We start from the raw sequence: 26,232 nt of genomic DNA on the forward strand, positions 1-26,232 counted from the left end.
ATGGGATGATTGCTATTTCTGAAGGGGAGAAGGCTTTGAGTCTTGCATTATTGGAACGCGTGCTAGCCGGCACTGAATCGCACGAGGCTTTACTGGCTGAGGTGGTGGACTTCTACGGTTCAGGTCTGACAGTGACCATTCGAGAAACTGGAGACGGTCAAAGTCGGTTTGCCGTCAACATCGACGGCCCTACGCTGCAGTTCAAATCTGCCGTGATTGATTTGTGTAACGGGCCTCGCATTAAGGAGGCGGCGGTGCACGAGTTGCTACATCTGGCGTTGGGGGCTCGCGGTTTCCCTTTGATTTATGCTCTGTCTATCGACGACAGACATGCGCCCAGATTTCCTATGATCGACGAAGCCATTCGCAAAGCAGTGAATGTCGTCCAACACACTGTCTTTTTGGAAGAGTTCCTACAGTTGGGATTGGCTGCTGATCGGTTCCTATCCGAGGAGCCCAGACAGACCGGCTATGGATCAGAAGCCAAGAAGTATCTGGGCGGGCAATTGGACCCTGAACGAGCGTGGGAGGCGTGGACATGGTGGGGCTTAGAGTTTCTTAGGCATCACTGCGCCAGGAGACATAGCGGACCCAAGACGAAACTTTCTGCCGAGAGCATCCAGAAGTGGGGTGATCGATTGCTCCACGGTTTCAAACGGCGAACACACGAAATGACACGCCTGCTCGATGGGGGCGAACAAAAGACACCGGAGCGATACCGGGAGACGATGACAGCGCTGTTTGGGCTTATGTCACTCCCCGCCGACGTCTCCTACTGCCGGCTGAGGCCCCGTGATGGCCTCCCCCCAAGGGCGGAATGCGCTTAGTGTAAGTTTTTTGCTTACGTCCCCTTGACTCAGTGTAAGCAATTGGCTTACATACACCCATGATCAAGTCGTTCAAAAACAAGGCGCTGGCGGAGCTCTTCCAAACCGGGAAGTCGGCCAAGATTGACGCCAAGATGCAGAAGCGCATCATTGTCCGGCTTGACCGTCTGGACGTTGCCGAAAAGCCGGAAGACATGAACCTGCCGGGTTTTGACTTCCATTCACTGAAAGGCCTCAACCCGACGCGCTACACCGTTCATGTGAACGGGCCATGGTGCATCACATTCGAATTCGACGGCACAGACGCCGCTCGCGTCGATTTCGAGCAATACCACTGAGCGCGCGGAAGACTGGAGAAGGTTATCTTATGATCGTGCACGAGCCGAAGCGTCCGATTGAGCGCTGCCCGACCCACCCAGGCGCGCTGCTTGACGACATCATCCCGGCAACTGGAAAGACCAAGGTGGAAATCGCGGAACTGCTCGGAATCTCGCGCCAGCAGCTGTATGACATTATTCGCGAGAAGAAGCCGGTTTCCCCTGCTGTCGCTGCCCGACTGGGCAAGATGTTTGGCGATGGGGCGGCTGTTTGGCTCAGGATGCAGGCGGCCTATGACGCTTGGCATGTCGAGCGCGAGGTCGACGTGAGCAACATACCGACGCTTCATGCCGCCTGAGGTAACGAGTGGACAACTACCCCGATCATCTGTCACCCGAGTTCGATGAGACGGGCGGGGTTGTCACGCCTTTTGAAGAGTGGTGGCCTCGCGTTCGGGATGCATTTCCGCACGTGCCTGCCGAAGTCGCTCGGGACTGGCTGCACAGGCATTGGCGACACTCGAATTACGATTGGCTAGCGTCGGCTGATTATCGGTTCACCCGAGTTGAATGGGCTACGAACGATCTGCGGTCCATCAGGACCAGTTGGAACAACTTCGCTGACAGGCCAGAAGACGTGATCGACCAAGGTGGCTATTTGGCGGAAAGGCACCGGGCCGTGTACGGCAACGACCTGGCGGAATACATGATCGAAAACGGCACTTGGCCGGTCCCGCCTGTCATCCTCGACAACCGAGATGGGCACGTTCACAAGCGCTATCGGCTGCCATCCACCTATGTTCTCGTCGAAGGGCACCGCCGGTTCGAAATTGGCTCATACCTCGCCAGCACAGGCCTCATGGTTCCGCAGGTCCATTTCTGGATGATGACGCGAGCCGCATCCTAGGCGCGCCGCCCCATCTTCTTGTCGACCAAGGAACGGCGTGACGACTAAAACCGTCTGAATTCAGACGTTTACCTATGCTCTGGCATTGCCAATGCATTGCGATGCCATTGCTGTAGCAATGCTAGCCCCTGCCTTGAAAACAGAAAACCCGCCTGGTGGGGCGGGTTCTGGATGCATCTCTGCAAACTAGGGACACCATAGGGGGTTTCGTTACATGTGTCAACGCAACACTGCCGCATGAAATCACATAAAATCGAAGTATCTTGCGCACAATCGCAGGTGATGCTGCAAGATAATCGCCATTTCGCGCTCTTGGACGCTATACTTTTGCGCAATATCGGCCGCAGTCTGCCCCGAGACACAATAGTCGATGAGTTGCGCCGAGGCGGCGGAACCAAGTTCGTCTCGAAACCCGGTGAGCTTGTCGAGCGCAGCAACCCGCCCGTCCCCGATGCCGTTGGCGTAGCCCGACCTAGTCCCGCGCAGGAAGTTCGCCGAGCTGGCGATTGTCATCCCGGCCCGCTCCCACAGACTTGCGAGGTGGGAACCGGCATGGAAAAGGGCGTCTTGCTTGTTCCGCCCATATCGCCATTCGAATGATCCTGGCCGGCAGCGAAAAAACTGGCGCTCAGTACGATCCGCCGAAATCTTGACTTTGACTTTCGTCAGCCTGGCGCCGTCCTTGCCGCCGTCCGCATCCTTGAGCTTGGCGACCCGTCTTCGGTGTGGCGCTGTCTCATGCGCAACGCGCTCGCGTTGTTCGGCCCGCTCCCAAGCCTCGCTAACCCTAGTGTCTTCCACAGGGCCGCCGACGGCTGTTTCGGAACGTCTCTTCCGGCGTCGGCGAGCCTCAGCAAGGTTGATGCGCTTGCCGCCATCTACCCGCACCGATGGGAGGACTTTCTTGCTCTTCGTCAAGCAACCTTCCTTTCGATGAAAACCACATCGGGGTCGTTTGCCGGCGGCAGTGGCGTATGCGCGCCCTCAGGTACGACCACATTTGCGTAATGTGGGCCGGCAAAGGACTCGCTACGAAAGAGGACTTGGCGACCGTCGACGCTGATTTCGAACCTAGCGAATGGCGTATTGGGCCTATTCCCCCAGCGGTGCAGCGTCTGGAGATTTTTCCGGGCAAAGAACTTCTGCCCGTCCTCAATGCTAGCCAACGTCGCCAGCATGCTGCGCATCGCTCTCTCGACCATTCGACCGCGTTTAAGGATCTCCTCTGTTGCGGGGTGTTCAGGCGTGGTCGGTGACCAACCCGGCAGGGGGTGCGCAGCATCAGCCAACGCCGATTGCAGTTGGCAAACGTCGCGCTTCACATCGTACCCCTCGGCCAGGAATTTCAGCCCGTGCGCCCGTCCGATTGCTTTCCGTTGGATGACGGCATTTCCGAGCCGATCCTTCATGCCCAAGTCAGCATCAACGAAAAGCTCCCCATTTGTCTGTGCAAGTTCCCTATGCAGAAACTGGCTGTACCCTTTTGCCTGCTCGTCAAGCTGATCACGAGCGAACTGCAAGTCCGCGGCTATTTTTGACATACGGGCGACAAACTGAGTCAGCGCATCGCGCCGTGCGCCGATTTCTAGCCAAGTATCGAAGTAATCACGGCATGCCTGCTGCCGGCGGAACAACCTTTCGGCATGGCGAAAATTCTCACCGTAATGCGTGGCCGCGCATTGATGCCCTACGAAGCGAGCCGTTCCCTCATCCGGGAAATAGGCCATGCGCCCGCGAATGAATTTTGGCGACCCTGGCGCGCAGAACGAACAGGGCACCCGTTCGCCTCCGGGCCGGAGCATGACCGGCACAGTGATTTCCTCGGACAACAGGACGATGTTGTCGTGCTGCGTCGGCCGGCTGGTCGACACGTTTTCAAATGTTTCGGGGCAACCCGTCGTGGCGATGTGCTGGCGCCACCGCTCAAGATACTCATCACTCGGCTGCGTCTCGAATACCGGATAGTGAGCCAAGTCGGTCATGCTGCACCTCCTACGTGCTGATCGGCTGCGGCTGCAGCCTCCTTTCTCACCCTGTCGAAAACGGTGAGAGAAAACGCCTCGATCTGGTCACTAATCTCGTCGCTGTCGCGCACCCCGCACACCTGCAACTGCCCTGTGAGGCGCCGGATTGTGGTGTTCCAGAACCGGTCAGCGGCGGCGCCGTGGCGGCGCATCAGTACGTAGACCGTTTCGCGCACCAGAAGTTCCTGCCGACACAGCGGGAACGGCACGACTGTTCCGTTTTTGCTCGTGTTCTGTTCCATTAGCTAGCAACTCCCATGCGGCGAGATACTTCCTCAACGGCGTGCAACGGCTCGTCATCGTTTGCGCTGGGGCTTTTGAAAGAGGCGACCACCCCCGAAGGGGCCTTGATCTGAAACGGTGCGCCAAGCGGGGATGAGACAAGTGTGTCGCCGCTAGATTTAATAATACCTAGTCGCGACGGACCTGTCGCATTGTGCCGCCGATACCATTGGGCGCGAGAAATCCCCTCTGCCTCCCATGGGCGAGTTTTAGAGAGCGAATTGGCCGCCTCCCATTGTTTTCGCGGCTGGACCCCAGCAGCGCGGCGCTTATTCACCTGACGTTCGCGATCCCTGTCGCGCTTAACGTTTCGGGCGATGCCTTTGCGAATTTCCGTCGGCACATCGCAGGCACCAATTGAGCGGAACTCCTGCGCGTTGCGCTCCCAGAGGGTGACATTCAGCAGGCCGGCAACCTCGTCGGCTCCCAAGTCTAGTCGCCGGCTGCGAAGCGCATGGAGGATCGGCCGGAGCAAAGTTGCCGCCTGCGACAACACCCACGGACACCAGCGGTTACACCAACCGCGAAGGGCAACTTCGAAGTCCAGGCCACGGCGCCGGCAATGCGCGTTTAGCGCATATGCAGCGGCTTTGATGAAAAGGTCGGCATCGTCCGTCTCAGGGACGAACTGGCCGTGCCGCGCCACAATCAGTTGCTCGATCTCGCGAAGGCGTAGCACGTTGACACTGAACGGCTGCTTCGTCTCGGCGTCGGCTCGCGAGGATAGGATGCACTTGCCTAGCTTGACCTTGCCGGTGCGGTGCTTCTTATGCCGCGCAGCGGCGGCGGGGCTAATACAGGCATCGAGGGGACGGGCCATCAGATTGCCCTCCCCTTGATCAAGGTCGCCTCACGGACAGCAGCGACAGCCTCTAGTAATGTCAGGCCGAACCGCTGTCGGAGATCTGGAATTATCGGGTGCGGCGGAAACTTTTCGGTGGCCAGCCAATTGGCCGCCACCGTAACGTCACGCGTTACGTCATGTGACGTCACTTGGTGCAGCGGTATCGAAGGAGCTGTCATTTAAGCAGCCCCTTTGACTTGGCCGTCATAAGCGCGGTGGTGACGGCTGCAGCATATTCTTCGAGCTTATCGAGTTTGATAGCGAAACCATCCTTGCCGGGTCGCATCGCCCCGTCAGTGGTTTCGAAGAAGACACGCGTGTTGAACACATAGGCGCCAGCAAAGAAATCCAACGAGACGCGTATTTCATCGCCTCGTAGGTTCTTCCTCATCGACGCAATCGGCATCGATGATTTGCTCATGCGGCGGCTTGCCTCGCGTCGTCGAGAATGTGAACCGGCGTCCGCAAACGATAGACGGCATGCGAGCCTGGGAATTGCCCGCCATGGGCTTCGTGCTCGGTCTCAATCAAAAGCTGATGCTCGTGACGAAGCAAATAAACAAAATGGGCGAGCCTCAGACCAGCCGAGAAGTCAGAGGCGCTGCAGCCCCTTTGTCCAGCCTTTACCAACTCATTGAGCGCCCAGCCGACGCGGCCTGGCACGACCGCGCGGCGCTCATGCGCAGGATCACCAGGGTGAACCAAGACCGTGAGTTGAAACTTGCCCTTGCCAGAATTGATTTGGCGGGCGGCGGCATCCCTTGCTATGGAATCCATCGCGGTCCTTTTAGAATTTGGGGAAAACAAATTTTCTGGGATCGAAGGGAGATGGGCGGTTCTGTTTGGCGACTGGCCGCTCATCCCCTCACTTCTGTATTTGCTAACTCCTTTTTTCATGCGGCCGCTTCCAGGAAGAAGCGCAGCAGGGCCCCGCGCTCTGCAACCCAGCGGCCGCCCACTTTCTTCGCCGGCAATTCGCCCTTCTCAAGCATGTGGAACGTTGCCCGAGCTGATCGGCCGATCAGCTCGGCTATTGCTGTCGCGCCCCAGACAAGCTCTATGTTGCTGTTGCGTTCTGTAGTCACCGTCATTGCATGGCACCCTTTCGCACTGCAAATGTAGTGCAGCCAGATTACACATTCAAAGTCCCTATTCAAGCCCTATTTGCACTTTGATTGCAGTGCGTGTATGGACTGGGGAAAACTTTGGAAAGCATCTCAATGGCGCGCAGCCAAACGAAAACCACCAAGTCAGAGACGCTGACAATCCGCCTCGACCTGAAGACGCGGTTCGTTCTCGAATACGTGTCTCGGCTCAAAGGCCAGTCCATCACCACCGTCGTCGAACGCGCAATTCTAACTGCGGCTAGCCAGGAAACGGTGCCAGATCTCTCGTCGTTTGGTCCAAACGACGCCCTCACGTGGCACGATTTTTGGGATGTGAGCGAAGGGGTGCGCGCGCTCTCCCTTTCCTCTCGCACCGAGTTCTTCCCGACCTACGAAGAGGATCGGAAACTCTCTTTTTGCAAAGAACACTGGCCTTTTTTCTTCGCAAACTCAAAGCGGAGAGCATTCCTGAACCACTACGTCGACGTACTATGGCCTCGGATAGACGAGTTCATCCAAATGCATGAGGACCAGAAATCAAAAGACTATTTTGCAGCCGGTCACGCGATGCAAAAGGCGCTGAGCGACGCGAAGCTTAAGGCCCCCGAGTGGCCTATCGTTGAGAAACCCGAGCCACCAAAGCCCAACAAATCGCGCGACTTAGACGACGAGATTCCCTTCTGATGTCCATCCGCAAGCGCACCTGGACGAATGCTAAGGGCGACGAGAAGACCGCGTGGGTGGTCGATTACGTCGACACCAAGGGCACTCGTCGGCTGAAGACCTTCGCCAAGAAAAAGGAAGCCGACACGTTCGCGGCCACGGCAAAGGTCGAGGTGCGCGAAGGAACCCACGTCGCCGACAGCGCCAGCGCCACAGTGAAGCAGGCCGGTGAGTTTTGGATAGCCAGCGCCGAGGGCGCTGGGTTGGAGCGCACGACCACCAACCAGTACCGGCAGCACCTTGATCTGCATATCGCGCCACTGATTGGCGACACGCTTCTGTCGAAGCTCTCAGTGCCCACCGTGCGGGACTTTGAGGACAAGCTCCGTGAAACGGGACGCTCGCCGGCAATGGTGCGCAAGGTGCTGGTCAGCCTCGGCTCGCTCCTAGCCGACGCGCAGGAGCGAGGGCTGGTAGTTCGCAACGCGGTCAGGGAGAAGAGCCGCGCTCGACAGAAAGGCAAAGACAGACGCCAGGAAAGGCGCCAGAAGGGTCGCCTAAAGGTTGGGACGCACATTCCGACCAGAGGCGAGGTCAAGGCCATCGTGGGCGCGCTGGAGGGCCGCTGGCGTCCGTTGCTGCTGACAGCAATCTTTGCCGGTCTCAGAGCATCGGAGCTGCGGGGACTGCGCTGGCTCGATGTCGATCTGGAAAAACGCGAGATCCACGTCCGACAGCGGGCGGACAGGTTCAACGATATCGGCAGGCCGAAGTCGGAAGCCGGGGAGCGAACAGTTCCTATCCCCCCGATGGTGGTCAACGCTCTGAAGGAATGGAAGCTCGCCTACAGCAGGCCGATCACTGGCCGCGACGACGATGGCAATGTGATCAGGGAAGATGCCAGGCCATCACATCTGATCTTTGCCAATGGCTCGGGCAATGTCGAAAGCTTGGGGAACATCATCAACCGGGGACTGATCCCGGTCCAGATAGTCGCCGGCGTAACCGCGGAAACCGATGAAGTTGACGAGAACGGCAAGCCTGTTCTCGCCGCGAAGTACACCGGCATGCATGCGCTGCGGCATTTCTATGCGTCATGGTGCATCAACCGGCCACAGGACGGAGGCCTGGGCCTTCCGGCCAAGGTCGTCCAGGAACGGCTCGGTCACTCATCGATCGTCATGACGATGGACGTCTACGGACACCTGTTCCCGAGGGGCGATGATGCCGACGAAATGGCCGCTGCGGAACGCGCGCTGCTCAGCTGAAGGAGGACGTCATGATGTACAGTCTCGCCTTTTTTCTTTTCGGCATGTCAATGTCGCTCCTCGGTTTCCTGCTCTTCAATATTGAGCTTACGAGGGACCGTATAACTATGGAGATTGCCCGGACAATGTACTCGGGACCGCTCTTCTTTGGCGGCTTCTCATTGGCAGTTACGGCAGCCATAGAGTTCGTAAAAGAATTGCCTTTTTTAGCAGGCTGACAGGGCCGCGCGCGACATGTCCGTGACATATCGCTATTTTTATTAATGATATCAACATATACGGTCGGATTGAAAATCCGCGTGTCCGTGGTTCGAATCCGCGTCTGGGCACCACTTCCCTTCCTCCACGATTTGATCGTCAGTTTGCCAGCGACACACGAACTCGTGTCGTCCAATCCTTATCGTAAGAAGCCCACCAAGCCTTGCCGCAAGAACTCGGCGAGACGCGGCAGTCAGGCGATCCGCATTGACCTTCGGCCGCCGGGCGCCACGCCAGGGCCGAGCAGCTCTTCCCAAGAACAATTGTTTCGCTTTGTACATTTCCTCCGTCTACTTCTGTATTTGAGCGAAAATCTACCGATATCTTGTGGAATTACATCTTCGAGCTTTGCAGATTTACATCGAATTCATCATTCGACGGCAATTTCACGTCCCGGGGGAACTTCTTGAGGAGGAAGCGGGATGGAGACGTCGCAGCGCGGCTGGGCCGAGCCCGGTTCGGAGCACCGGAAACTCGCGCACGGACTGATGCGCAACACCAAGGCGTCCTACGTCGCGGCGCTGATCCTGATCGGCTCTTTGGCCACCGCCAGCTTCTTCCTGCTCAGTTCGGTCATTTCGGCCAATATCCAGAAGACGGCGCTGATCGAACTCGGCTCCCGCCAGCAATTGCTGTCGCAACGGATCCTGCTGACCGCGACCGAGGCCTATACCGCCGACGCCCAGTGGCTGCGCACGCAGGCGCGCCAGAATCTGACGGCGGCACTGACGACCTTCCTCGCCAACGAGAAGCTGCTGCGCGAGGGGTCGCCCGACGCGCGGTCGCCGCTGCACCAGATGGCCTTGTCCGAGGACGCGCAGAAGCTGTTCGACGAGGCACCGGGCCAGATCGACGCCTCGACGCGGATTCTCGCGCACACGGTCAACTCGTTCCTCGACATGCTTCCAGACTCGGTGTCGGCGCCGATGCCCGACGACGCGGCGGCCCATTTCAGCGCACTCAGGCTCTATGTCGCCGAAAAGGTCCGGCGCGAATACGAGACGCTGACCCGGCTGTTCTCGTCGGAAGCAGCCGAGAAAGGCGCTGCGGTCGAAAAGATCCACCTGACCGTCTTCGTGCTCACTCTGCTTTTGCTCTTGGCCGAGGCCATCCTGATCTTCAGGCCGCTGGTGCGCCGGGTGGTGTCCTGCACCAGCGAGTTGCTCAAGGCGCGCGACCAGATGAATTTCGCCGCCAACCACGACGCGCTGACCGGCCTCTACAACAGGGCCTTCCTCAACGATTACATGGAAACCGCCCTTGCCACCGCCAAGCGCAAGGGCGAGATGATGGCTGTCATCCATCTCGACCTCGACCACTTCAAGACGATCAACGACACGCTCGGCCATGCCGCGGGCGACGCCGTGCTGATCGAGACGGCGATGCGGCTGGTGACCAATGTCCGCGATTCGGACGTCTGCGTGCGCCTCGGCGGCGACGAGTTCACCATCATCCTCAACGATGTCGGTTCCGAAGCCGACGCCATCGAAGTGACGGAGCGCATCGTCAACGGGCTCAAGCAGCCGCTGGAATTTGCCGGAACCTCGCTGAAACCGAGCGCCAGCGCCGGCATAGCGCTGTTTCGCGACGGCAATGGCACTGTCGCCGACCTGATCGTCAACGCCGACCTGGCGCTCTACCTCGCCAAGGCCGAAGGCCGTGGCGGCTACCAGCTGTTCGCAACGACGCTGCGCGACAAGTTCGAGGAGAAGGCCAATCTCGAGCGCGAGCTGCGCAACGCCGTCGCGAGCGAGGCCTTCGCCGTGCACTACCAGCCCCAGGTTTCACTGCAGGGGGGCAAGGTCATCGGCGTCGAGGCGCTGGTGCGATGGGAAATCTCGGGCCGGAACGTGGCTCCGGGCGAGTTCCTGCCGGTGGCGGAAAAGGCCGGGCTGATGCCGGCAATCGGCCGCATCGTCTTTGCCAAGGCGATCCGGACAGGTGCCGAATGGCATCGCGCCGGCATCGATTTCGGCCGGCTCTCGCTCAACGTCTCGGCGCAGGAGCTGCGCGAGGCGGATTTCGCCGGCCGCCTGCTCGACCTGCTCAAGGCGGAAGGACTGCCGACGCGGCTGGTGGCGCTCGAAATCGTCGAGTCGGTGATGCTCGACGACGAGAACTCCGGCATCGGGCTGACTTTGAAGCGCCTGCGCAAGGCCGGCATCCGCCTCGAGCTGGACGATTTCGGCACCGGCTACGCATCGCTGGCGCATATCAGCGCCAACGAGGTCGACAGGCTGAAGATCGACCGCCGCTTCGTCCGCGACATCGACAAGAACCCGGCCAACTCCAAGATCGTCAAGGCGATCATCGAGCTGGCGCGCGGCCTGGGCATCTCGATCGTCGCCGAAGGCGCCGAAACCGACGTGGAGCTATCGTGGCTGCATGAACTCGGCTGCCCCGCCGTGCAGGGCTATGGCATCGCCTTTCCGATGCCAGGCAGCCAGGCCGAGGCGTGGCTGGCGACCCACAGCGCCGGGCCGCAACGGACGGACACGAGCCACGTCGCTTAGCCGCAGGCCGCCGGTCCGCGCCGTTGATCCAGATCAAGGCGCCGTCCAAGCAAGAGGGATCATATCAGGGCATGTCCAGATTGGAGAAATGACATGCCGACCGAAACCATCATTGTCGTTGCCGCCGTGCTTTCCGCCTTCGGCTTTTTCGCCGCCGCCCTTGCCTATGCCAGCCTGACGTCGGAGCCGGTGCGCGGCAAGCGGTGATGGCCTAAGGCGGCCCGGCTAGAGACGGACCTCGCCCAAAGTCACCTGTGCGACGCCGACATAAGGGTTGGCATGCAGGGCCAGGATCCACAGGCTGACGCCCGCGGTAACGGCAAAGATCAGGATCGCCTTCCTGCCCGCATGCGGCCTGTCGGCGTGGACCGCGCCAACGACGATCGCCGACAGCATCGTCAGGAACAGCACCAGATACCATTTGAGCTGGTTGACCGAGCTCGTGCCGATGGCCAGGCGCGAGTTGCGGGCATCCTGCAATTCGTCGAAATCCTGCACCATCTGGCCGATGACCGGATCGGGATGCCCCGCCTTCGCCAGGTCGATCAGGGCAAGGCGGATGCTCTGCAGCGCCTGCTCGACCGACTGTTCGGGCGACCGGTTGGCGTTGCGCCATTCTGCTGAGACGACCGCATCCTTGTAGGCCTTGAGGCCCGCCATCAGCTCGGCGGAGGCGAGAGCCTCGGGCTTTGCCATGCCGGCAAGCCGCATCATCGAGGATCGCTCCTCGCTCGCCACCTGGCTGGCGCGGGAATTGACCGACCAGACGTCGGCGGCGGTGAAGCCGAGCGACAGGGCCCAGGCCGTGGTGATGGTGCCGACGAAGGCTGCGACAGGCATTGTCAGCGGGTTATCAGCCGCCTGCTTGGCGAAGATCGCCAGGAACGCCGTACCAAGGAAGAAGGCGATGAGCCCCACAACGATGAACGGGAGCGTCATCAGAACAGGCGACCACGCAAATATGTCCACGGCGCCGCTCCCCCCTCCACTCACTCTATGTATGTGAATAGGCTAATTCGCTTGGTCCTCCAACAAAAAGCCCCGCTGTTGCGGGGCTTTTGCGTTGTCGGGTGTTGTTGCGGCGACGGCGGGGCTTACGACCTGGGCTTTTCCTTCTTCGGATCATAGTGGGCGAAAGGCACGATCCTGGCCGGCAGGCGCTTTTGCTGGCCGTCGAGCTTGCCGATCTCGACTTCGGTGCCGACATTGGCGTGGTGTGCGTCGACACGGGCGAGCGCGATGTTTTTGCCCAGCACCGGCGAACGCATCGACGAGGTTATGATGCCGATCTGGGCGCGGCCGATATGGACGCAGTCGCCATGGCCGACGGCGACGTTTGAGTCGATGTCGAGGCCGACAAGCTTGTGGATCGGGTTGTCCTTGCGCCGGATCAGCGCCTCGCGGCCGATGAAGTCGTCGGTCTTGGTCTTCAGCGGCACGGTGAAGCCGATGCCGGCCTCGAACGGGTCGGTCTGGTCGGAGAACTCGTAATTGGCAAAGATCAGCCCGGCCTCGATGCGCACCATGTCGAGTGCGGCAAAGCCCATCGGCTTGAGCCCATGCGGCTGGCCGGCCTCCCACACCGCGTTGAAGACCTTTTCGGCATCGCGCGGATGGCACCAGACCTCGTAGCCGAGTTCGCCGGTGTAGCCGGTGCGTGACACGACGATCGGCACACCCGTCGCATCGCCGATGCGGCCGATGGTGAAGCGGAACCATTCGAGCTCCGACAGCGCCGGCTGGTGCGGCGGTGTCCAGACGATCTCTTTGAGGATATCGCGGCTGTTGGGGCCCTGGACGGCGATGTTGTGCATCTGGTCGGTCGAGGAGCGCACCAGCACCTTGAGGCCGAGTTTCTCCGCCTGCTCGCGCAGCCAGACGCCGGAATAGTCGTCGCCGCAGATCCAGCGGAAATTGTCCTTGCCCAGCCTGAGCAAGGTGCCGTCGTCGATCATGCCGCCATGCTCGTAGCACATGGCGGTATAGACGACCTGGCCGATGCCGAGCTTCTTGACGTCGCGGGTCAGCGTGTACTGCAGCAGGGCTTCCGAATCCGGGCCGGTGACCTCGAACTTGCGCAGCGCGGACAGGTCCATCACCACCGCCTTTGTGCGGCAGGCCCAATATTCCTCGATGGCGCCTTCCCTCGCGAATTCCTGCGGCAGCCAGAAGCCCTTGTATTCGATGAAGTTGCGGGTGTGCTTGGCAAAGCTTTGGTGGAAGGCGGTCTCGCGGGTCATCTTGGCTTCAGCCTCCGGGGTCGTGCGTCGGGCGATCGCGCGCTGGAATGTGTTGTTGCCGGAATAGGTCCGGACGTGGATGTCGGTGAGGTTCCAGCCATTGGCTGGCGTGGTGTCGTCAGGACAGGCCGAGGACACACAGACGATGTCGGTCAGGGCGCGCAGCAGCACATAGTCGCCCGGCCGCGACCAGGGTTCGTCGGAGAACATCACGCCATGGGCATCGATGCCGGTGTTGAAGAAGAAGTTGACCGCCATCCAGCCGGCACGGGCATTGACGCCATGAGGGGTGAGCGCGCCGTTGAAATTCTCCGAGCAGTTGATGTGGCCGGGATAACCGATGTCGTCGTAATATTTGGCGTAGCAGGCGAGCGCAAAGGCATCGTGGCGGCCGCAGGTGTCCTGCACGACCTCGACAAGTGGTTCGAAATCCTGGTCGAAATACTTCGCATGCAGGCCGGGCATCGGATAGGCATGGCCCATCAGCGAGCGAGTGGCGGTAACGTCGAGGGCGAGGTCGCGGCCCTTGTCGAGCTTGCGCGCCGAAAAGCACTGGAAGTCGGTGCACTGGCGGCCGTCGACGTCGATGATCTGGATGTAGTCGCCGGCCTTGACGAAATAGCTCTCCGCCGTCTTCGACCTGACCCTGAGATCGAGCACCGGATCGGCGAGCGGATCTGGCAGGTCGAAACCGACAGGGGCAGTACGCACCGTCGCCCGCTTGACCATCACCACCAGGGGTGTCGCCGTGTCATGGCTGTCGATCGCCATCGGCGCACCGGGCGCGGCAATGACCAAAGAACCGGCCCGGGCAACGACAAAACTCTCCTCGGTGCCGGCGGGCGTCGAACCATCGAAGAAGCGCACCGCCTCGACCCGGCCGAGCATGAGCTTGCGCCGCTCGAGCCCACGGCGGAACGCCTGCAAGCTGTCGTCACAGTCGACCAGCAGCGCCTTCAGCCCCGACGCATCGCTGTTCGAACGCGTGCCCAGAATACCCGGATCGGCCCGTCCCTGCGCGTCGAAGGCCACCAGCTCGCATGGCTGGCCGCCCTCCAGATTGCGCACGCTCACCGTGTCACCAGCCTCGACGTCAACAAGCACCGCACCGCGGCCCGGCACGTGGTAACGCTCCATCCCAGGCACAAGCAGCCCAGGCTGCAGGATCAGGCTCGGACGCGGGGGGCCGGCCGCAATTTCGGGATAGACTGAAATCGTCATCGCCACCTCGTCTAAAATTTGCCTGTGTGTAAAGTTATTTCAGTCTCAAGAATACTCACTTTTGCCGCCGCTGCAAGACATCGTTTCGTCTCGTTGCCGGAAAATGAGGCGAGGTGATCGCCCGGCAGACAGCCTCCCGACGCTGTCAGGGACCATCTGTCCGCTGCCCGCCGCGCGATTGTCCCGGCCCGTTCGACCGTGTACTGGACCAGATTCGATAAATATTTCAAACTTGGACCGCACTGCGCTAGGATTCGTCCGGTGCCGTGGCCACGAGGCAGGACTGACATGCAAGGTCGCGCAATGAAGGTTGAAACCGGCCAACTCACATCGCAAATCATCGCATCCTATTCGGTAGGAGCGACGGTGCAGACCGTGCTCGACCGGCTGTTTGCCAAGATACAGTCCGAGGAATATCCGCTCGACACACGCCTTCCTTCGGAACGGGCGCTGGCCTCGGAGATGGGAGTCGCCCGCAACACCGTGCGCGAGGCGCTGGATGTGCTGGAAGACCGCAAGGTCATCAAGCGGCGTCCCGGCAGCGGCAGTTTCGTCACCTACCGCTCGGAAGAAGTGACTGAAAGGGCGGAGAGCTCGGTTGCACTGGAAACCAGCCCGCTGGACCACCTTGTCGTGCGCGGCATCCTCGAACCCGAAATGGTTCGCCTCGCGGTCATCAACATGACCCCGCGCGAGGTCTGGGACCTGGAACAGCTGATGTCGAAGATCGAAAGCGTGCATACCGACGTTGCCGCCTTCGTCAAATGCGAAGAGGACATCTACCGCAAGATCGCCGAGGGCACGCACAACCCGCTTTTGGCATCCTGCTACAATCTGGCGATCGAGGCCTGCCGGGTGAGCTTCCGCACTACGCAGCTGCGCCGGCATCTGTCGCCGAAGCGAATCCTCGAATACCAGCAGCGCTACAACGCGCTGTTCAACGCGATTGCCTCTCGCGACGTCGAGCGGGCCGTCGAGTTCATCAAGCTGCACCTTGTCGAGGAGCAGAAGCTACTTCTGCAGGATTGATTCCGGCGTTCGTGCCTGCAGGGCGGTACCATTGCCGCTCGCCCGCAAGCGCTGATCCCAAAGCTGCCCGAGGTCCGACATCTCCTGCTTGAGCAGACCGCCATGGCGTTTGAGCCAGCGCGGAATCGAGCCGAAGGCGGCAATCTTCGCCTTGCCGTTTTTCAGCGTCACCACCGGCCAGTCTCCGACCAGCGCGTTGTCGATCCCGAACATGCTCTCGCCCCACCAATGGGCCGGGCCGAAGGCGTGGGTGACATGACCAAGCTGCTTCATTGCCGCCAGCACGGATGCGGGGTTGACGCTGTTCGATTTCTCGACGGCCGCATGCCAGATATCGAGGATGGCGACATATTCCCAGCTCACCGCGGTCCAGGTGCCAGGGAAGCGGGAATTGTACTCGTCGAAGAAGCCCTTCGGCTGGTTGAAGAAGAAGGTCTTGTCGTTCAGCTTCTCATCGTCGAAATCGGGAAACTGGAAGACGAAGCCTTCCATGAATTCGACTGACGTCCGGGCGACAAGCTGGTCGTAGTAATCCAGCGTGCAGGAAATGATCTGCCCCTTGAAGCCCTGCGCATGGGCATACTCGGTCATCGCATGGACCATCGGCGTGTAGCTGGTGCACCAGCACAGGATGTCAGGGTTCGAATCCAGCATCGCCTCTACGATTGCGGCAGCATCGGTCGTGTCGGGATCGTACTGGATCTCCTTGGCGACGCTCAGCTTGGCCGCCTTGAAGGCCGCGCGATAGGTCGCAAGCGAGGGAAGACCAAGCGCATCGGTCTGGCTGCAGATGGCCACGGTCCGCAGTTCCGGCCGTGCTTGCGCCAGCCACTCAACCCCCGTCACATTGAAGATCGGATGCAGTTCACTGGGCGCGATCAGGTATGGCGTATCCGGCGACAGGTCGCTCGGCAGCAGCGTCGAGGTCAGGACCTTGCGCTGGCTCAGATAGTCCCTGATCTCAGCCAGCGTATCGCCGCCCAGCGTCATCAGCAGCTTGACGTCATGCCGTTCTATCAGAAGGCGCGCGCCCTCCGCGGCCCGCCCGGCATCGTAGCCGCAATCGAACTCCACGATCCTGATCGGATAGCGGCGCCCGTTGATCAGCAAGCCGCCGGTCCTGTTCAGCCAGTCCTCCCAGATCCGGCAGCCATGCAATCCGGGCAGGCCCCAGGATTCCACTTGACCACTGAGGGGGGCCAGGAATCCAATATTGACGGCGTCCGGCATGCCAACGGACAGCCGGGGCAGGACACTGGAAACCGCGAGTCGATGGGCAAAGCTGGAGTTCGTCATGTCCGTGAATACCACCAAAAACAGAACGCTTCATCCTCGTGGTGCGAAATTTTCCTTCCTCACAGGAAACACGCCGTTGACAAATTGGTATAATGGCAGGCAACATAACTGAACCAGAGGAACCAATAACGAAATTTGGTCTATACCAAAAGGAGGAAACCATGACAGCCAAGCGTGTCGCCGTGATCGGTGCCGGACCGTCGGGTCTGGCGCAGTTGAGGGCATTCCAGTCGGCCGCGGAAAAGGGCGCGGACATCCCGGAGATTGTCTGCTTCGAAAAGCAGGCCAACTGGGGCGGCCTTTGGAACTACACCTGGCGCACCGGCCTCGACCAGTATGGCGAGCCGGTACATGGTTCGATGTACCGCTATCTCTGGTCCAACGGCCCCAAGGAGGGCCTGGAGTTCGCCGACTATTCCTTCGAGGAGCATTTCGGCAAGCAGATCGCCTCCTATCCGCCGCGCGCGGTGCTGTTCGACTATATCGAAGGCCGCGTGAACAAGGCCGGCGTGCGCAAGTGGATCCGCTTCGAGACCGCAGTGCGCATGGTGACCTGGAACAAGGACACCAGGAAGTTCACCGTCACCGTCCAGGACCTGCCCAAGGATCACTGCTATTCCGAGGAATTCGACAACGTCATCGTCGCCTCGGGTCACTTCTCGACCCCAAACGTGCCTGAGTTCCCCGGCTTCGACCGCTTCAACGGCCGCATCCTGCACGCCCACGACTTCCGCGATGCTCGCGAGTTCGCTGGCAAGGACATTTTGATCGTCGGCACCAGCTACTCAGCCGAGGACATCGGCTCGCAATGCTGGAAGTACGGCGCCAAGTCGATCACCAACTGCTACCGCACCGCACCGATGGGCTTCAAATGGCCCGACAACTGGGAAGAGCGGCCGCTGCTGGAGAAGGTCGAGATCAACACCGCGACCTTCAAGGACGGTTCGACTAAGCGCATCGACGCGATCATCCTGTGCACCGGCTACAAGCACCACTTCCCGTTCCTGCCCGACGACCTGCGGCTCAGGACGGCCAACCGGCTGGCCACCGCCGACCTCTACAAGGGCGTCGCCTATGTCCACAATCCGGCGCTGTTTTATCTCGGCATGCAGGACCAGTGGTTCACCTTCAACATGTTCGACGCGCAGGCATGGTGGACGCGCGACGTCATCCTCGACCGCATCAAGCTGCCCGATACCAAGCAGGCGATGCTCGCCGACGTCCAGGACCGGGTTGCCCGCGAGGATGCCGGCAAGGACTCCCACGACGCGATCGAGTACCAGGGCGAATACGTCAAGGAACTGATCGCCGAGACCGACTATCCTAGCTTTGACGTCGATGGCGCCAACGCGGCCTTCTTCGAGTGGAAGGAACACAAGAAGAAGGGCATCATGGAGTTCCGCAACCACTCCTACCGCTCGGTCATCACAGGCACGATGGCGCCGGCGCATCATACGCCGTGGAAGGATGCGCTCGACGACTCCCTTGATTCCTACCTCAGCACGGCCGAAGCGGCGGAGTAAACCGCGGTCCGCGCGGACCGTCCGACTTTCCTGGTGTGAAAATGCCGCCCCGACCGGGACGGCATTTTCTGCCGTGGGAATTCGGCTGCAAGGCGACGAACAGCAAGGCTGCAACGAGCGTGCTCCTCACCTTTCGATGCGAACCCGTCGAGGGCAAGCTCAAGCTTTGATTGCCCCCGCACCGCATAGCTACTGAGGTCCAGGAATCTCCCAGGCTGCACCTTCGGAGGTCACCACCTGACCAAGTATCAGGACCTCACAGGACTTGGTTCTTCGCCTCCGCGAAGTGGGGAAAGGTAAGTCCTGGACTTGTCGAAAGGGCGTAGCGAGACGGCGATGGCCGGGTCCAGCCAGGCATGGCAGAGCTATGCGCTCGGTTCGTGCCGGTAAGCCCGCAAGACGGGCAAGCCGCCAGCGAGCGACGGCGCGATGCCAGTCATGAAGTGGCCGGCCCAAAAGCCGCTATTGCCAGTTCAGGCTTGGCCCGCGGTTCTTCTCGCTGGCATAGAGCGCCACCGCCATCGCCCGGTTGCGTACGTCCAGCTTGTCGTAGAGATTCTTGAGGTGGTACTTGACCGTGTTCTCCGAGATTCCGGTGCGCGCGGCGATCTGCAGATTGGTCCAGCCATCGGCCAGCACCGACAGGAGCTCGCGCTCGCGCGCGGTCAGCCGCGACAGCGGCGTGTCGTTGATCTTGGACACATCCATGTAGGGAATGCAGATCCGGCCGTGGCCGACTGCGACAAGCGTGTCGAACAGGATTGCCGGATCGTCGAACTGGTAGCAGAAGCCTTGCACGCCAAGGCGCACGCACTGCTTGAGGATCGAGATGTCGTGGTCGTTGGAGAAGATCACCACACGGGCATGCAGGCCGCGCCGCTGCATCTCGGCCAGTACCTCGCCGGAGTCCATGTCGGACAGCCGCCAGCCCAGCACCGCGATGTCAAACTGGGGATCCACCGCTGAAGCCGCCTCGATAAAGGCTTTGCCGGTCGGCACGCTTTCGGCCAATTCGAAACGGCTGTCGCGTGAGAGCATATCGCCAAGGGCTGCGATCACCAGCGGGTTGCGCTCGGCGATCAGAACCCTGAACCTGTTATCCTTCGCCACCGGCATCACCTCAATCCCGATGCCATGGCGCTGACCCTTCCACTCGGCGTTCATATTCCTCCCGCCTATGTTCGTTCACGCACCTCTTGCCGACGTCTCCTGCGCCAGGCCGATCCTCCTCCGGTATAGACCGAGATCGACCTCTTGAACGCAATTCATATCATGAATGATTTTTTCATTCCAGTGGATGCGGCATTTTTGCTGTCGAACTGACCGCCCAGCCGGCAAACAGCAGAAAAGCCTGCCTTCCCACCCATTCGGGTAGGTCGCCTCTGTCCAGAGAGGGATCTTCGCGTGCCCAATTTTCCGACCGAGGGTACCAGTGGTGAAAATTGGTCTAGTGCTGCGACAAAATAACTTGACGGCGCATCGAATTCGGACAAACTTCACTTTGAGGAAAAAAAGAAGCCTAAGCGGAAACTGCCGCCGTACCATGAAAACCGGAAAAGCCGGGTCTGGACGACGGGCATTCTCAATCAATGGGGAACTGAACCAATGAGCGCTGTTACGGACATCAGTCCGGCGGATACCGCCGGCCAACTTCACAGGACAATCGACTGGCGAGGCGCCTTCTGGGTTGCCAGCGGTGTGCCGCCTCTTGTCTTGTTCTCCATCGGCGGCATCGCCGGCACTGCCGGCAACATCGCCTTCGCGATCTGGATCGCCTCCATGCTGATGGGCTTCATCCAGTCCTTCACCTATGCCGAGATCGCCGGCCTGTTCCCGAACAAGTCGGGCGGCGCCTCGGTCTATGGCGCCACCGCATGGCTGCGCTATTCCAAGTTCGTCGCGCCGCTGTCGGTGTGGTGCAACTGGTTCGCCTGGTCGCCGGTGCTGTCGCTCGGCTGTTCGATTGCCGCCGCGTACATCCTCAACGCGCTGGCACCGATCCCGGGCTTCACCGAAACCTCGCCTGAGGTGTTGCAGTATCTGGCAGCCAATGTCGGCACGACTGCTGCCGACGCTGTCGCCGCGGTGACTGCAGCCGCCACCCCTGGCATCCGTACCTGGACGCTGTACAGCCACTCGCTGGGTCCGGTCGGCTTCTCGCTCAACGCCACCTTCTGGATCGGCGCCGTCTTGATGCTGATCACCTTCGCCATCCAGCATCGCGGCATCCTTGGCACGGCAAGCGTTCAAAAGGTCGTCGGCCTGCTGGTCATCGTGCCGCTCTTGATCGTCGGCATCGTTCCGATCATCACCGGCCAGATCAACTGGGACAATTACTCGCCCTTCGTGCCACTGGCAGCCGCCTATGCGCCGGAACCAGGCGCCTGGAACGTCGCCGGCTGGACGCTGATCCTGGGCGGCATGTTCATCGCGGCGTGGTCGACCTACGGCTTTGAAACCGCCGTCTGCTACACCCGCGAGTTCAAGAACCCGGCTACCGACACCTTCAAGGCCATCTTCTACTCCGGCCTGCTGTGCATGCTGCTGTTCATGATCGTTCCCTTCACCTTCCAGGGTGTTCTGGGCCTCAACGGCATGCTGGCAACCCCGATCGTCGACGGTTCCGGTGTTGCCGATGCGCTCGCCGGCATGGTCGGCGGTGGCGGGCTGGTGAAGAGCCTGCTTGTCATGCTGATGATCCTCGCCTTGTTGCTCGCCATCATGACGGCAATGGCCGGTTCCTCGCGCACGCTCTACCAGGGTTCGGTCGACGGCTGGCTGCCCAAGTACCTCAGCCACGTCAACGACCACGGCGCACCGACCCGCGCCATGTGGACGGACCTCATCGCCAACCTGTTCGTCCTGGCCATCGCCTCGACGGATGCGACGAGCTTCTTCTTCATCCTCGCCGTGTCGAACTGCGGCTACATCATCTTCAACTTCCTCAACCTGAACTCCGGCTGGATCCATCGCATGGACAACGGCCACATCAAGCGGCCGTGGCGCGCTCCGACCTGGCTGATCACGGTCGGCGCCCTGTTTGCCTACGTCAACGCCATCTTCATGGGCGCCGGCGCCAAGGTGTGGAACCCGATGGCCCTGTGGGCCGGACTGTTCACTGCGGCCCTGATCATTCCGGTGTTCTGCTACCGCCATTACGTCCAGGACGGCGGCAAGTTCCCCGAGCACATGCTCGAGGATCTCGGCATGCAGCAGAGCGATCTGCGCGTGAAGAAGGCAGGCATCCTGCCCTACCTGACCCTCATCGCCGGTCTCGCGGTCGTGCTGATTTCCAACTGGTTCTTCGTGCTCTGACACGCTGAACACGACAACCAATCCCGCGCCGTCCAGTGACGGCGCGGGATTTTTTTCGACATATTCCGGGAGGGACCAAATGAGTGCCACGTCAACGGCCACGGCGCGCCGACGCGCGCCATGTGGACTGACCTGATCTTCAACGTGTTCCTGCTCGCAATCGCCGCGGCGGATGCCACCAGCTTCTTCTTCGTGCTGTCGGTTTCCAACTGTGGTGATCCTCGCCAACTGGTTCTTCGTCATCTGACCGACAATGATCGCCTCCATGGTCGAGGCCGGCGCGAGCCGGCCTTTTTCCTTTCGCGCCGGAACAAGCGGCCGCACAAATTCACTGAGGAAAATGTGCTGGGCCAATATTTCTTTCCATGAAAGATTCTTGCATTTAGGTTGACTTTCCACCCCGTCCGCTGCTATAGATTCAGACGGGAAAATTCAGCGCAAAAAGCTGTCCGGATGGTGTATCCGGGGCTGGAACCGATGGCTCATGCCATAGGCTCGCACGCGCACGCCTGGGAGGAATGGCATAGCATGACGATGGTAATCGATGGCAAGGCAGTTGCCGCCGATGTGGTGACAAAGGTCCGGATCGCGGCCGAAAAGCTGATCGCCGAGACCGGCGTCGTTCCCGGCATCGCGGTGGTCATCGTTGGCCACGACCCGGCAAGCCAGGTCTATGTCGCTTCCAAGGGCAAGAAGGCCAAGGAGTGCGGCTTCCATTCGGTCGAGCACGCGCTGTCAGCCGATACCTCGGAAGCCGATCTGGTCGCGCTGGTGCAGAAGCTCAACGCCGACCCCAAGATCCACGGCATCCTCGTCCAGTTGCCCCTGCCCGGCCATATCGACGCCGGCAAGATCATTCAGACGATCTCGGCCGACAAGGACGTCGATGGCTTCCATTTCACCAATGTCGGCAAGCTCGGCACCGGCGAACTCGACACCGCCTTCGTACCCTGCACCCCGGCCGGCTCGATGCTTTTGATCGAGCGCACGCTTGGCCGAGACCTGTCGGGCCTCAACGCGGTTGTCGTCGGGCGATCCAATATCGTCGGCAAGCCGATGGCCAATCTGCTGCTCAATGCCAACGCAACCGTCACCATCGCCCACAGCCGCACCAAGGACCTGCCGGCGCTCTGCCGCAGCGCCGACATTCTTGTCGCTGCCGTCGGCCGCCCGGAAATGATCAAGGGCGACTGGGTCAAGCCGGGCGCCACCGTCATCGACGTCGGCATCAACCGTCTCGACGCCGGCGCCAACGGCAAGTCGAAGCTCGTCGGCGACGTCGACTACGACAGCGCTGTTGAACAGGCTGGCGCCATCACGCCCGTGCCGGGTGGCGTCGGACCGATGACGATTGCACTTCTGATGGCCAATACGGTCGTCTCGGCCTGCCGTGCGGCAGGTCAATCAGCACCTCGTTTTTAATCTGGCAGCCTAGGGCTCCGGGAAATCGAACCAAACTCAAGGGAAGAGAGTCATGGCCGAATTCAAGACCGACATCGAGATAGCGCGCGCTGCGAAGAAGAAGCCGATCCAGGAGGTCGGTGCCAAGATCGGCATTCCGAGCGAGCATCTTTTGCCTTATGGCCACGACAAGGCGAAGATCTCGGCCGAGTTCATCGCCAATGCGCGCAAGAACAAGGACGGCAAGCTGATCCTGGTCACCGCGATCAACCCGACGCCCGCCGGCGAAGGCAAGACCACGACCACCGTCGGCCTCGGTGACGGTTTGAACCGCATCGGCAAGAAGGCGATCGTGTGCATCCGCGAAGCCTCGCTTGGACCCAATTTCGGCGTCAAGGGCGGTGCGGCCGGCGGCGGATATGCCCAGGTCGTGCCTATGGAGGACATGAACCTCCACTTCACCGGCGACTTCCACGCCATCACCACCGCGCACAACCTGTTGTCGGCGCTGATCGACAACCACATCTACTGGGGCAACGAGCTCGGCATCGACACCCGCCGCGTCGTCTGGCGCCGGGTGATGGACATGAACGACCGCGCCCTGCGCGAGATCAACTGCTCGCTCGGCGGCGTCGCCAACGGTTTTCCGCGTGAAGCCGGCTTCGACATCACGGTGGCCTCGGAAGTCATGGCGATCCTGTGCCTGGCGACCGACCTCAAGGACCTCGAAAAGCGCCTCGGCGACATCATCGTTGCCTATCGCCGCGACAAATCAGCCGTCTATGCCCGCGACCTCAAGGCCGACGGCGCCATGGCCGTGCTGCTCAAGGATGCGGTCCAGCCCAATTTGGTGCAGACGCTGGAAAACAACCCGGCCTTTGTCCATGGCGGCCCGTTCGCCAACATCGCGCATGGCTGCAACTCGGTGATCGCCACCACCACCGCCCTCAAGCTCGCCGACTATGTCGTCACCGAAGCCGGCTTCGGCGCTGACCTGGGTGCGGAGAAGTTCTTCGACATCAAGTGCCGCAAGGCTGGCTTGAAGCCTGCCGCCGCGGTCCTCGTCGCCACCGTCCGCGCCATGAAGATGAATGGCGGCGTCAAGAAGGAAGAGCTCGGCAAGGAAAACGTCGATGCGGTGAAGAAGGGCTGCGCCAACCTTGGCCGCCACATCGAAAACGTCAAGCAGTTCGGCGTGCCGGTGGTTGTGGCGATGAACCACTTCGTCTCCGACACCGACGCCGAGATCGCGGCGATGAAGGACTATGTCGCCGGCATGGGCGCCGAAGCGATCCTGTGCAAGCACTGGGCCAAGGGTTCGGCCGGCATCGAGGAGCTCGCCCACAAGGTGGTGCAGCTCGCCGAGAGCGGCGCCTCGCAGTTCTCGCCGCTCTATCCCGACGAGATGAAGCTGTTCGACAAGATCGACACCATCGTCAAGCGCATCTACCGCGGCTCGGAGGCGATCGCCGACAAGTCGGTGCGCGACCAGTTGCATGCCTGGGAAGCCGCCGGCTACGGCCACCTGCCGGTGTGCATGGCCAAGACGCAATATTCGTTCTCGACCGACCCCAACCTGCGCGGCGCGCCCACTGACCATGTCGTGTCGGTGCGCGAGGTCAGACTGTCGGCCGGTGCCGGCTTCATCGTCGCCATCTGCGGTGAGATCATGACCATGCCCGGCCTGCCAAGGGCACCCTCGTCGGAAAAGATCTTCCTCAACGAACAGGGCCAGATCGAAGGCCTGTTCTGAGGATAAACCTCTCTCCCAAGGCGCTCCAATCCACCCCTCCTGTCCCCCAGGCCCGGAGCGCCCTTTCAAGGCCTGGCACTTCACGTGCCAGGCTTTTTTTTGCCGGTCGCCAGGCTATCGCCCAAGGCATGGCCAGCCAGTTTCACCGCGCCGGCAATCGAGAGAAAGTTGCCTATCAGTAAAAATTCTTGCACTTGGATATTGCCCTAGAGGCAATTTTGGGTTCAAATGATCCCAACAATATCCGCCTCACGGCAAGGCCAAGGGCGGGAAACAATATGGAGGAGTACCGGAAATGACAGCTTCATGGCGTTTTTCGACGTTGGCCGACCGCCACCGCGCGCTTGGTTCCAAACTGGAAGACTGGAGCGGCATGGGCACGGCCTGGTCTTACGATAAGGACGCCGACGAGGAGTATCTGGCGATCCGCACCAAGGCCGGCCTGATGGACGTTTCGGGCCTCAAGAAGGTCCATATCACCGGCGCGCATGCCTCGCATGTCATTGATCTGTGCACCACCCGCAACGTCGAGAAGATCTACCCCGGCAAGTCGGTCTATGCCTGCATGCTCAACGACGCCGGCAAGTTCACCGACGACTGCGTCATCTACCGCATGGGTCCGAACTCCTGGATGGTCGTTCACGGTGCCGGCTCGGGCCATGAGGAACTGACCCGCGCCTCGATCGGCCGTGACGTCTCGGTCCGTTTCGACGACAATCTGCACGACCTGTCGCTGCAGGGTCCGCTCGCCGTCGACTATCTCGCCAAGCATGTGCCCGGCATCCGCGACCTCAACTACTTCCACCACATGCAGACGCAGCTGTTCGGCTTCCCGGTGATGATCTCGCGCACCGGCTATACCGGCGAACGCGGCTACGAAATCTTCTGCCGCGGCCAGGACGCCGGCACGATCTGGGACACCATCGTTGCCGAAGGCAAGTCGATGGGCATCATCCCGACGCGCTTCACCACGCTCGACATGCTGCGCGTCGAGAGCTACCTTCTGTTTTACCCGTACGACAACTCGCAGAAGTACCCGTTTGCGAACGAAGGCCCTGGCGATACGTTGTGGGAACTCGGTCTCGACTTCACCGTCAGCCCCGGCAAGACCGGATTCCGCGGCGCCGAAGAGCACTATCGCCTCAAGGGCAAGGAACGCTTCAAGATCTTCGGCGTGCTGCTCGACAGCGACAAGGCAGCTGACGAAGGTGCCGAGATCTGGCGCGACGGCAAGAAGGTCGGTGTCGTGACCTGTGCGATGTATTCGCCGCTGGTCAAGAAATCGATGGGCATCGCCCGTCTCGACGTCGATTGCGCCATCGTCGGAACGCCGCTGGAAATCCGCAACGCCAGCGGTACGGTCAAGGCAACGGCGCAGTCGCTGCCGTTCGACGACCCGAAGAAGCTGAAGCGGACGGCAAAGGGCTGAGACCTTGGACAGTGCA

The 26,232-nt window shown here is 60.7% G+C and carries 26 protein-coding genes and 1 tRNA gene; 16 read left to right on the plus strand and 11 right to left on the minus strand.

Annotation, left to right across the window (positions count from 1 at the left end; genetic code table 11):
• Positions 1-5: 5 nt before the first annotated feature.
• Genes J1C56_RS09085 through J1C56_RS09100 form a run of 4 tightly spaced genes read left to right on the plus strand, consistent with a single transcriptional unit; the run spans position 6 to position 2,051 of the window.
• Positions 6-827 carry a hypothetical protein gene (locus J1C56_RS09085; protein ID WP_214388059.1) on the plus strand — a complete coding sequence of 274 codons (822 nt, stop codon included), beginning with the start codon at positions 6-8 and terminating at the stop codon, positions 825-827.
• A 59-nt stretch (positions 828-886) separates the two neighbouring features.
• On the plus strand, positions 887-1,165 hold the full coding sequence (locus tag J1C56_RS09090; protein ID WP_214388061.1) for a type II toxin-antitoxin system RelE/ParE family toxin: 279 nt from the start codon (positions 887-889) through the stop codon (positions 1,163-1,165).
• A 29-nt stretch (positions 1,166-1,194) separates the two neighbouring features.
• Positions 1,195-1,503 (plus strand): HigA family addiction module antitoxin, encoded by a 309-nt coding sequence (locus J1C56_RS09095; RefSeq protein ID WP_214388063.1) that lies wholly within the window; start codon positions 1,195-1,197, stop codon positions 1,501-1,503.
• Between the two features lie 8 nt (positions 1,504-1,511).
• A complete protein-coding gene (locus J1C56_RS09100) occupies positions 1,512-2,051 on the plus strand; it encodes a hypothetical protein (RefSeq protein ID WP_214388065.1) in 540 nt (179 codons plus the stop codon).
• A 243-nt stretch (positions 2,052-2,294) separates the two neighbouring features.
• Here the strand turns inward: J1C56_RS09100 and J1C56_RS09105 are convergent, their stop codons facing one another.
• From J1C56_RS09105 to J1C56_RS09135, 7 genes are all read right to left on the minus strand, one after another.
• Positions 2,295-2,969 (minus strand): hypothetical protein, encoded by a 675-nt coding sequence (locus tag J1C56_RS09105; protein WP_214388067.1) that lies wholly within the window; start codon positions 2,967-2,969, stop codon positions 2,295-2,297.
• The gene (locus J1C56_RS09110; protein WP_214388069.1) at positions 2,966-4,033 is read right to left on the minus strand and encodes a hypothetical protein; all 1,068 of its coding nucleotides are present in this window, start codon (positions 4,031-4,033) and stop codon (positions 2,966-2,968) included. The genes J1C56_RS09105 and J1C56_RS09110 overlap by 4 nt, the downstream gene beginning before the upstream one ends.
• A complete protein-coding gene (locus J1C56_RS09115; protein ID WP_214388071.1) occupies positions 4,030-4,317 on the minus strand; it encodes a DUF6074 family protein in 288 nt (95 codons plus the stop codon). The genes J1C56_RS09110 and J1C56_RS09115 overlap by 4 nt, the downstream gene beginning before the upstream one ends.
• Positions 4,317-5,177, minus strand: coding sequence for a hypothetical protein (locus J1C56_RS09120; RefSeq protein WP_214388073.1), 861 nt, complete (start codon positions 5,175-5,177; stop codon positions 4,317-4,319). Before J1C56_RS09120 ends, J1C56_RS09115 begins: the two co-directional genes overlap by 1 nt.
• A 199-nt stretch (positions 5,178-5,376) precedes the next feature.
• Positions 5,377-5,622 (minus strand): PC4/YdbC family ssDNA-binding protein, encoded by a 246-nt coding sequence (locus J1C56_RS09125; protein ID WP_214388075.1) that lies wholly within the window; start codon positions 5,620-5,622, stop codon positions 5,377-5,379.
• Complete coding sequence (locus tag J1C56_RS09130) at positions 5,619-6,098, minus strand: winged helix domain-containing protein (RefSeq protein ID WP_214388077.1); 480 nt, start codon at positions 6,096-6,098, stop codon at positions 5,619-5,621. The genes J1C56_RS09125 and J1C56_RS09130 overlap by 4 nt, the downstream gene beginning before the upstream one ends.
• Entirely contained in the window at positions 6,095-6,292 is a 198-nt protein-coding gene (locus J1C56_RS09135; RefSeq protein WP_214388079.1) for a DNA-binding protein, read from the minus strand. Before J1C56_RS09135 ends, J1C56_RS09130 begins: the two co-directional genes overlap by 4 nt.
• 129 nt (positions 6,293-6,421) lie before the next feature.
• Here J1C56_RS09135 and J1C56_RS09140 point away from each other — a divergent pair, with 129 nt between their 5' ends.
• The 5 genes from J1C56_RS09140 to J1C56_RS09160 all read left to right on the plus strand — a co-directional run bounded on the left by J1C56_RS09140 (position 6,422) and on the right by J1C56_RS09160 (position 11,009).
• Complete coding sequence (locus J1C56_RS09140) at positions 6,422-6,991, plus strand: hypothetical protein (protein ID WP_214388081.1); 570 nt, start codon at positions 6,422-6,424, stop codon at positions 6,989-6,991.
• Positions 6,991-8,238, plus strand: a complete 1,248-nt coding sequence (locus tag J1C56_RS09145; RefSeq protein WP_214388083.1) for a tyrosine-type recombinase/integrase — start codon at positions 6,991-6,993, stop codon at positions 8,236-8,238. The genes J1C56_RS09140 and J1C56_RS09145 overlap by 1 nt, the downstream gene beginning before the upstream one ends.
• A gap of 11 nt (positions 8,239-8,249) precedes the next feature.
• Positions 8,250-8,456, plus strand: a complete 207-nt coding sequence (locus J1C56_RS09150) for a hypothetical protein (RefSeq protein WP_214388085.1) — start codon at positions 8,250-8,252, stop codon at positions 8,454-8,456.
• Positions 8,415-8,570: transfer RNA gene (locus tag J1C56_RS09155), tRNA-Ser, on the plus strand. The genes J1C56_RS09150 and J1C56_RS09155 overlap by 42 nt, the downstream gene beginning before the upstream one ends.
• Positions 8,571-8,918: 348 nt before the next feature.
• Positions 8,919-11,009: a putative bifunctional diguanylate cyclase/phosphodiesterase gene (locus J1C56_RS09160; RefSeq protein WP_214388087.1), complete on the plus strand. Its 2,091-nt coding sequence runs from the start codon at positions 8,919-8,921 to the stop codon at positions 11,007-11,009.
• 225 nt (positions 11,010-11,234) lie between these two features.
• Here J1C56_RS09160 and J1C56_RS09165 read toward each other — a convergent pair whose 3' ends face one another.
• Both J1C56_RS09165 and J1C56_RS09170 read right to left on the minus strand, forming a co-directional pair.
• Positions 11,235-11,978, minus strand: coding sequence for a bestrophin-like domain (locus tag J1C56_RS09165; RefSeq protein ID WP_338001420.1), 744 nt, complete (start codon positions 11,976-11,978; stop codon positions 11,235-11,237).
• A 125-nt stretch (positions 11,979-12,103) separates the two neighbouring features.
• Entirely contained in the window at positions 12,104-14,470 is a 2,367-nt protein-coding gene (locus J1C56_RS09170; RefSeq protein WP_214388089.1) for a trimethylamine N-oxide demethylase, read from the minus strand.
• Positions 14,471-14,773: 303 nt separating this feature from the next.
• On the opposite strand from J1C56_RS09170, the gene J1C56_RS09175 reads away from it, so the two are divergent.
• Positions 14,774-15,499: a FadR/GntR family transcriptional regulator gene (locus J1C56_RS09175; protein ID WP_214388091.1), complete on the plus strand. Its 726-nt coding sequence runs from the start codon at positions 14,774-14,776 to the stop codon at positions 15,497-15,499.
• Here the strand turns inward: J1C56_RS09175 and J1C56_RS09180 are convergent.
• Positions 15,482-16,795, minus strand: coding sequence for an ABC transporter substrate-binding protein (locus tag J1C56_RS09180; RefSeq protein ID WP_420797371.1), 1,314 nt, complete (start codon positions 16,793-16,795; stop codon positions 15,482-15,484). The genes J1C56_RS09175 and J1C56_RS09180 overlap by 18 nt on opposite strands.
• A gap of 161 nt (positions 16,796-16,956) precedes the next feature.
• Here J1C56_RS09180 and J1C56_RS09185 point away from each other — a divergent pair, with 161 nt between their 5' ends.
• Positions 16,957-18,318 carry an NAD(P)-binding domain-containing protein gene (locus J1C56_RS09185; RefSeq protein ID WP_214388093.1) on the plus strand — a complete coding sequence of 454 codons (1,362 nt, stop codon included), beginning with the start codon at positions 16,957-16,959 and terminating at the stop codon, positions 18,316-18,318.
• Between the two features lie 462 nt (positions 18,319-18,780).
• Here J1C56_RS09185 and J1C56_RS09190 read toward each other — a convergent pair whose 3' ends face one another.
• A complete protein-coding gene (locus J1C56_RS09190; protein WP_214388331.1) occupies positions 18,781-19,434 on the minus strand; it encodes a response regulator transcription factor in 654 nt (217 codons plus the stop codon).
• A gap of 489 nt (positions 19,435-19,923) precedes the next feature.
• Between J1C56_RS09190 and J1C56_RS09195 the strand changes: the two genes are divergently transcribed.
• The 5 genes from J1C56_RS09195 (at position 19,924) to J1C56_RS09215 (ending at position 26,216) form a co-directional block, all read left to right on the plus strand.
• Positions 19,924-21,633 (plus strand): trimethylamine N-oxide permease, encoded by a 1,710-nt coding sequence (locus J1C56_RS09195; RefSeq protein ID WP_214388095.1) that lies wholly within the window; start codon positions 19,924-19,926, stop codon positions 21,631-21,633.
• Between the two features lie 120 nt (positions 21,634-21,753).
• On the plus strand, positions 21,754-22,002 hold the full coding sequence (locus J1C56_RS32840; RefSeq protein WP_246591229.1) for a hypothetical protein: 249 nt from the start codon (positions 21,754-21,756) through the stop codon (positions 22,000-22,002).
• A 159-nt stretch (positions 22,003-22,161) separates the two neighbouring features.
• On the plus strand, positions 22,162-23,055 hold the full coding sequence (locus tag J1C56_RS09205) for a bifunctional methylenetetrahydrofolate dehydrogenase/methenyltetrahydrofolate cyclohydrolase (RefSeq protein ID WP_214388097.1): 894 nt from the start codon (positions 22,162-22,164) through the stop codon (positions 23,053-23,055).
• Between the two features lie 52 nt (positions 23,056-23,107).
• Positions 23,108-24,787 carry a formate--tetrahydrofolate ligase gene (locus J1C56_RS09210; protein WP_214388099.1) on the plus strand — a complete coding sequence of 560 codons (1,680 nt, stop codon included), beginning with the start codon at positions 23,108-23,110 and terminating at the stop codon, positions 24,785-24,787.
• A 295-nt stretch (positions 24,788-25,082) separates the two neighbouring features.
• Positions 25,083-26,216 carry an aminomethyl transferase family protein gene (locus J1C56_RS09215; protein WP_214388101.1) on the plus strand — a complete coding sequence of 378 codons (1,134 nt, stop codon included), beginning with the start codon at positions 25,083-25,085 and terminating at the stop codon, positions 26,214-26,216.
• Positions 26,217-26,232: the final 16 nt, after the last annotated feature.

The sequence above is a fragment of the Aminobacter anthyllidis genome, assembly GCF_018555685.1.
Lineage (GTDB): Bacteria > Pseudomonadota > Alphaproteobacteria > Rhizobiales > Rhizobiaceae > Aminobacter > Aminobacter anthyllidis.

Bases quoted from the DNA above. Each gene is read 5' to 3' on its own strand.
- J1C56_RS09190 (WP_214388331.1), bottom strand. From the start codon at position 19,434: ATGCCGGTGGCGAAGGATAACAGGTTCAGGGTTCTGATCGCCGAGCGC.
- J1C56_RS09175 (WP_214388091.1), top strand. From the start codon at position 14,774: ATGAAGGTTGAAACCGGCCAACTCACATCGCAAATCATCGCATCCTAT.
- J1C56_RS09115 (WP_214388071.1), bottom strand. From the start codon at position 4,317: ATGGAACAGAACACGAGCAAAAACGGAACAGTCGTGCCGTTCCCGCTG.
- J1C56_RS09150 (WP_214388085.1), top strand. From the start codon at position 8,250: ATGATGTACAGTCTCGCCTTTTTTCTTTTCGGCATGTCAATGTCGCTC.
- J1C56_RS09110 (WP_214388069.1), bottom strand. From the start codon at position 4,033: ATGACCGACTTGGCTCACTATCCGGTATTCGAGACGCAGCCGAGTGAT.
- J1C56_RS09125 (WP_214388075.1), bottom strand. From the start codon at position 5,622: ATGAGCAAATCATCGATGCCGATTGCGTCGATGAGGAAGAACCTACGA.
- J1C56_RS09085 (WP_214388059.1), top strand. From the start codon at position 6: ATGATTGCTATTTCTGAAGGGGAGAAGGCTTTGAGTCTTGCATTATTG.
- J1C56_RS09135 (WP_214388079.1), bottom strand. From the start codon at position 6,292: ATGACGGTGACTACAGAACGCAACAGCAACATAGAGCTTGTCTGGGGC.
- J1C56_RS09145 (WP_214388083.1), top strand. From the start codon at position 6,991: ATGTCCATCCGCAAGCGCACCTGGACGAATGCTAAGGGCGACGAGAAG.
- J1C56_RS09215 (WP_214388101.1), top strand. From the start codon at position 25,083: ATGACAGCTTCATGGCGTTTTTCGACGTTGGCCGACCGCCACCGCGCG.
- J1C56_RS09160 (WP_214388087.1), top strand. From the start codon at position 8,919: ATGGAGACGTCGCAGCGCGGCTGGGCCGAGCCCGGTTCGGAGCACCGG.
- J1C56_RS09090 (WP_214388061.1), top strand. From the start codon at position 887: ATGATCAAGTCGTTCAAAAACAAGGCGCTGGCGGAGCTCTTCCAAACC.
- J1C56_RS09180 (WP_420797371.1), bottom strand. From the start codon at position 16,795: ATGACGAACTCCAGCTTTGCCCATCGACTCGCGGTTTCCAGTGTCCTG.
- J1C56_RS09195 (WP_214388095.1), top strand. From the start codon at position 19,924: ATGAGCGCTGTTACGGACATCAGTCCGGCGGATACCGCCGGCCAACTT.
- J1C56_RS09205 (WP_214388097.1), top strand. From the start codon at position 22,162: ATGACGATGGTAATCGATGGCAAGGCAGTTGCCGCCGATGTGGTGACA.
- J1C56_RS09130 (WP_214388077.1), bottom strand. From the start codon at position 6,098: ATGAAAAAAGGAGTTAGCAAATACAGAAGTGAGGGGATGAGCGGCCAG.
- J1C56_RS09185 (WP_214388093.1), top strand. From the start codon at position 16,957: ATGACAGCCAAGCGTGTCGCCGTGATCGGTGCCGGACCGTCGGGTCTG.
- J1C56_RS09095 (WP_214388063.1), top strand. From the start codon at position 1,195: ATGATCGTGCACGAGCCGAAGCGTCCGATTGAGCGCTGCCCGACCCAC.
- J1C56_RS09210 (WP_214388099.1), top strand. From the start codon at position 23,108: ATGGCCGAATTCAAGACCGACATCGAGATAGCGCGCGCTGCGAAGAAG.
- J1C56_RS09120 (WP_214388073.1), bottom strand. From the start codon at position 5,177: ATGGCCCGTCCCCTCGATGCCTGTATTAGCCCCGCCGCCGCTGCGCGG.
- J1C56_RS32840 (WP_246591229.1), top strand. From the start codon at position 21,754: ATGTGGACTGACCTGATCTTCAACGTGTTCCTGCTCGCAATCGCCGCG.
- J1C56_RS09140 (WP_214388081.1), top strand. From the start codon at position 6,422: ATGGCGCGCAGCCAAACGAAAACCACCAAGTCAGAGACGCTGACAATC.
- J1C56_RS09170 (WP_214388089.1), bottom strand. From the start codon at position 14,470: ATGACGATTTCAGTCTATCCCGAAATTGCGGCCGGCCCCCCGCGTCCG.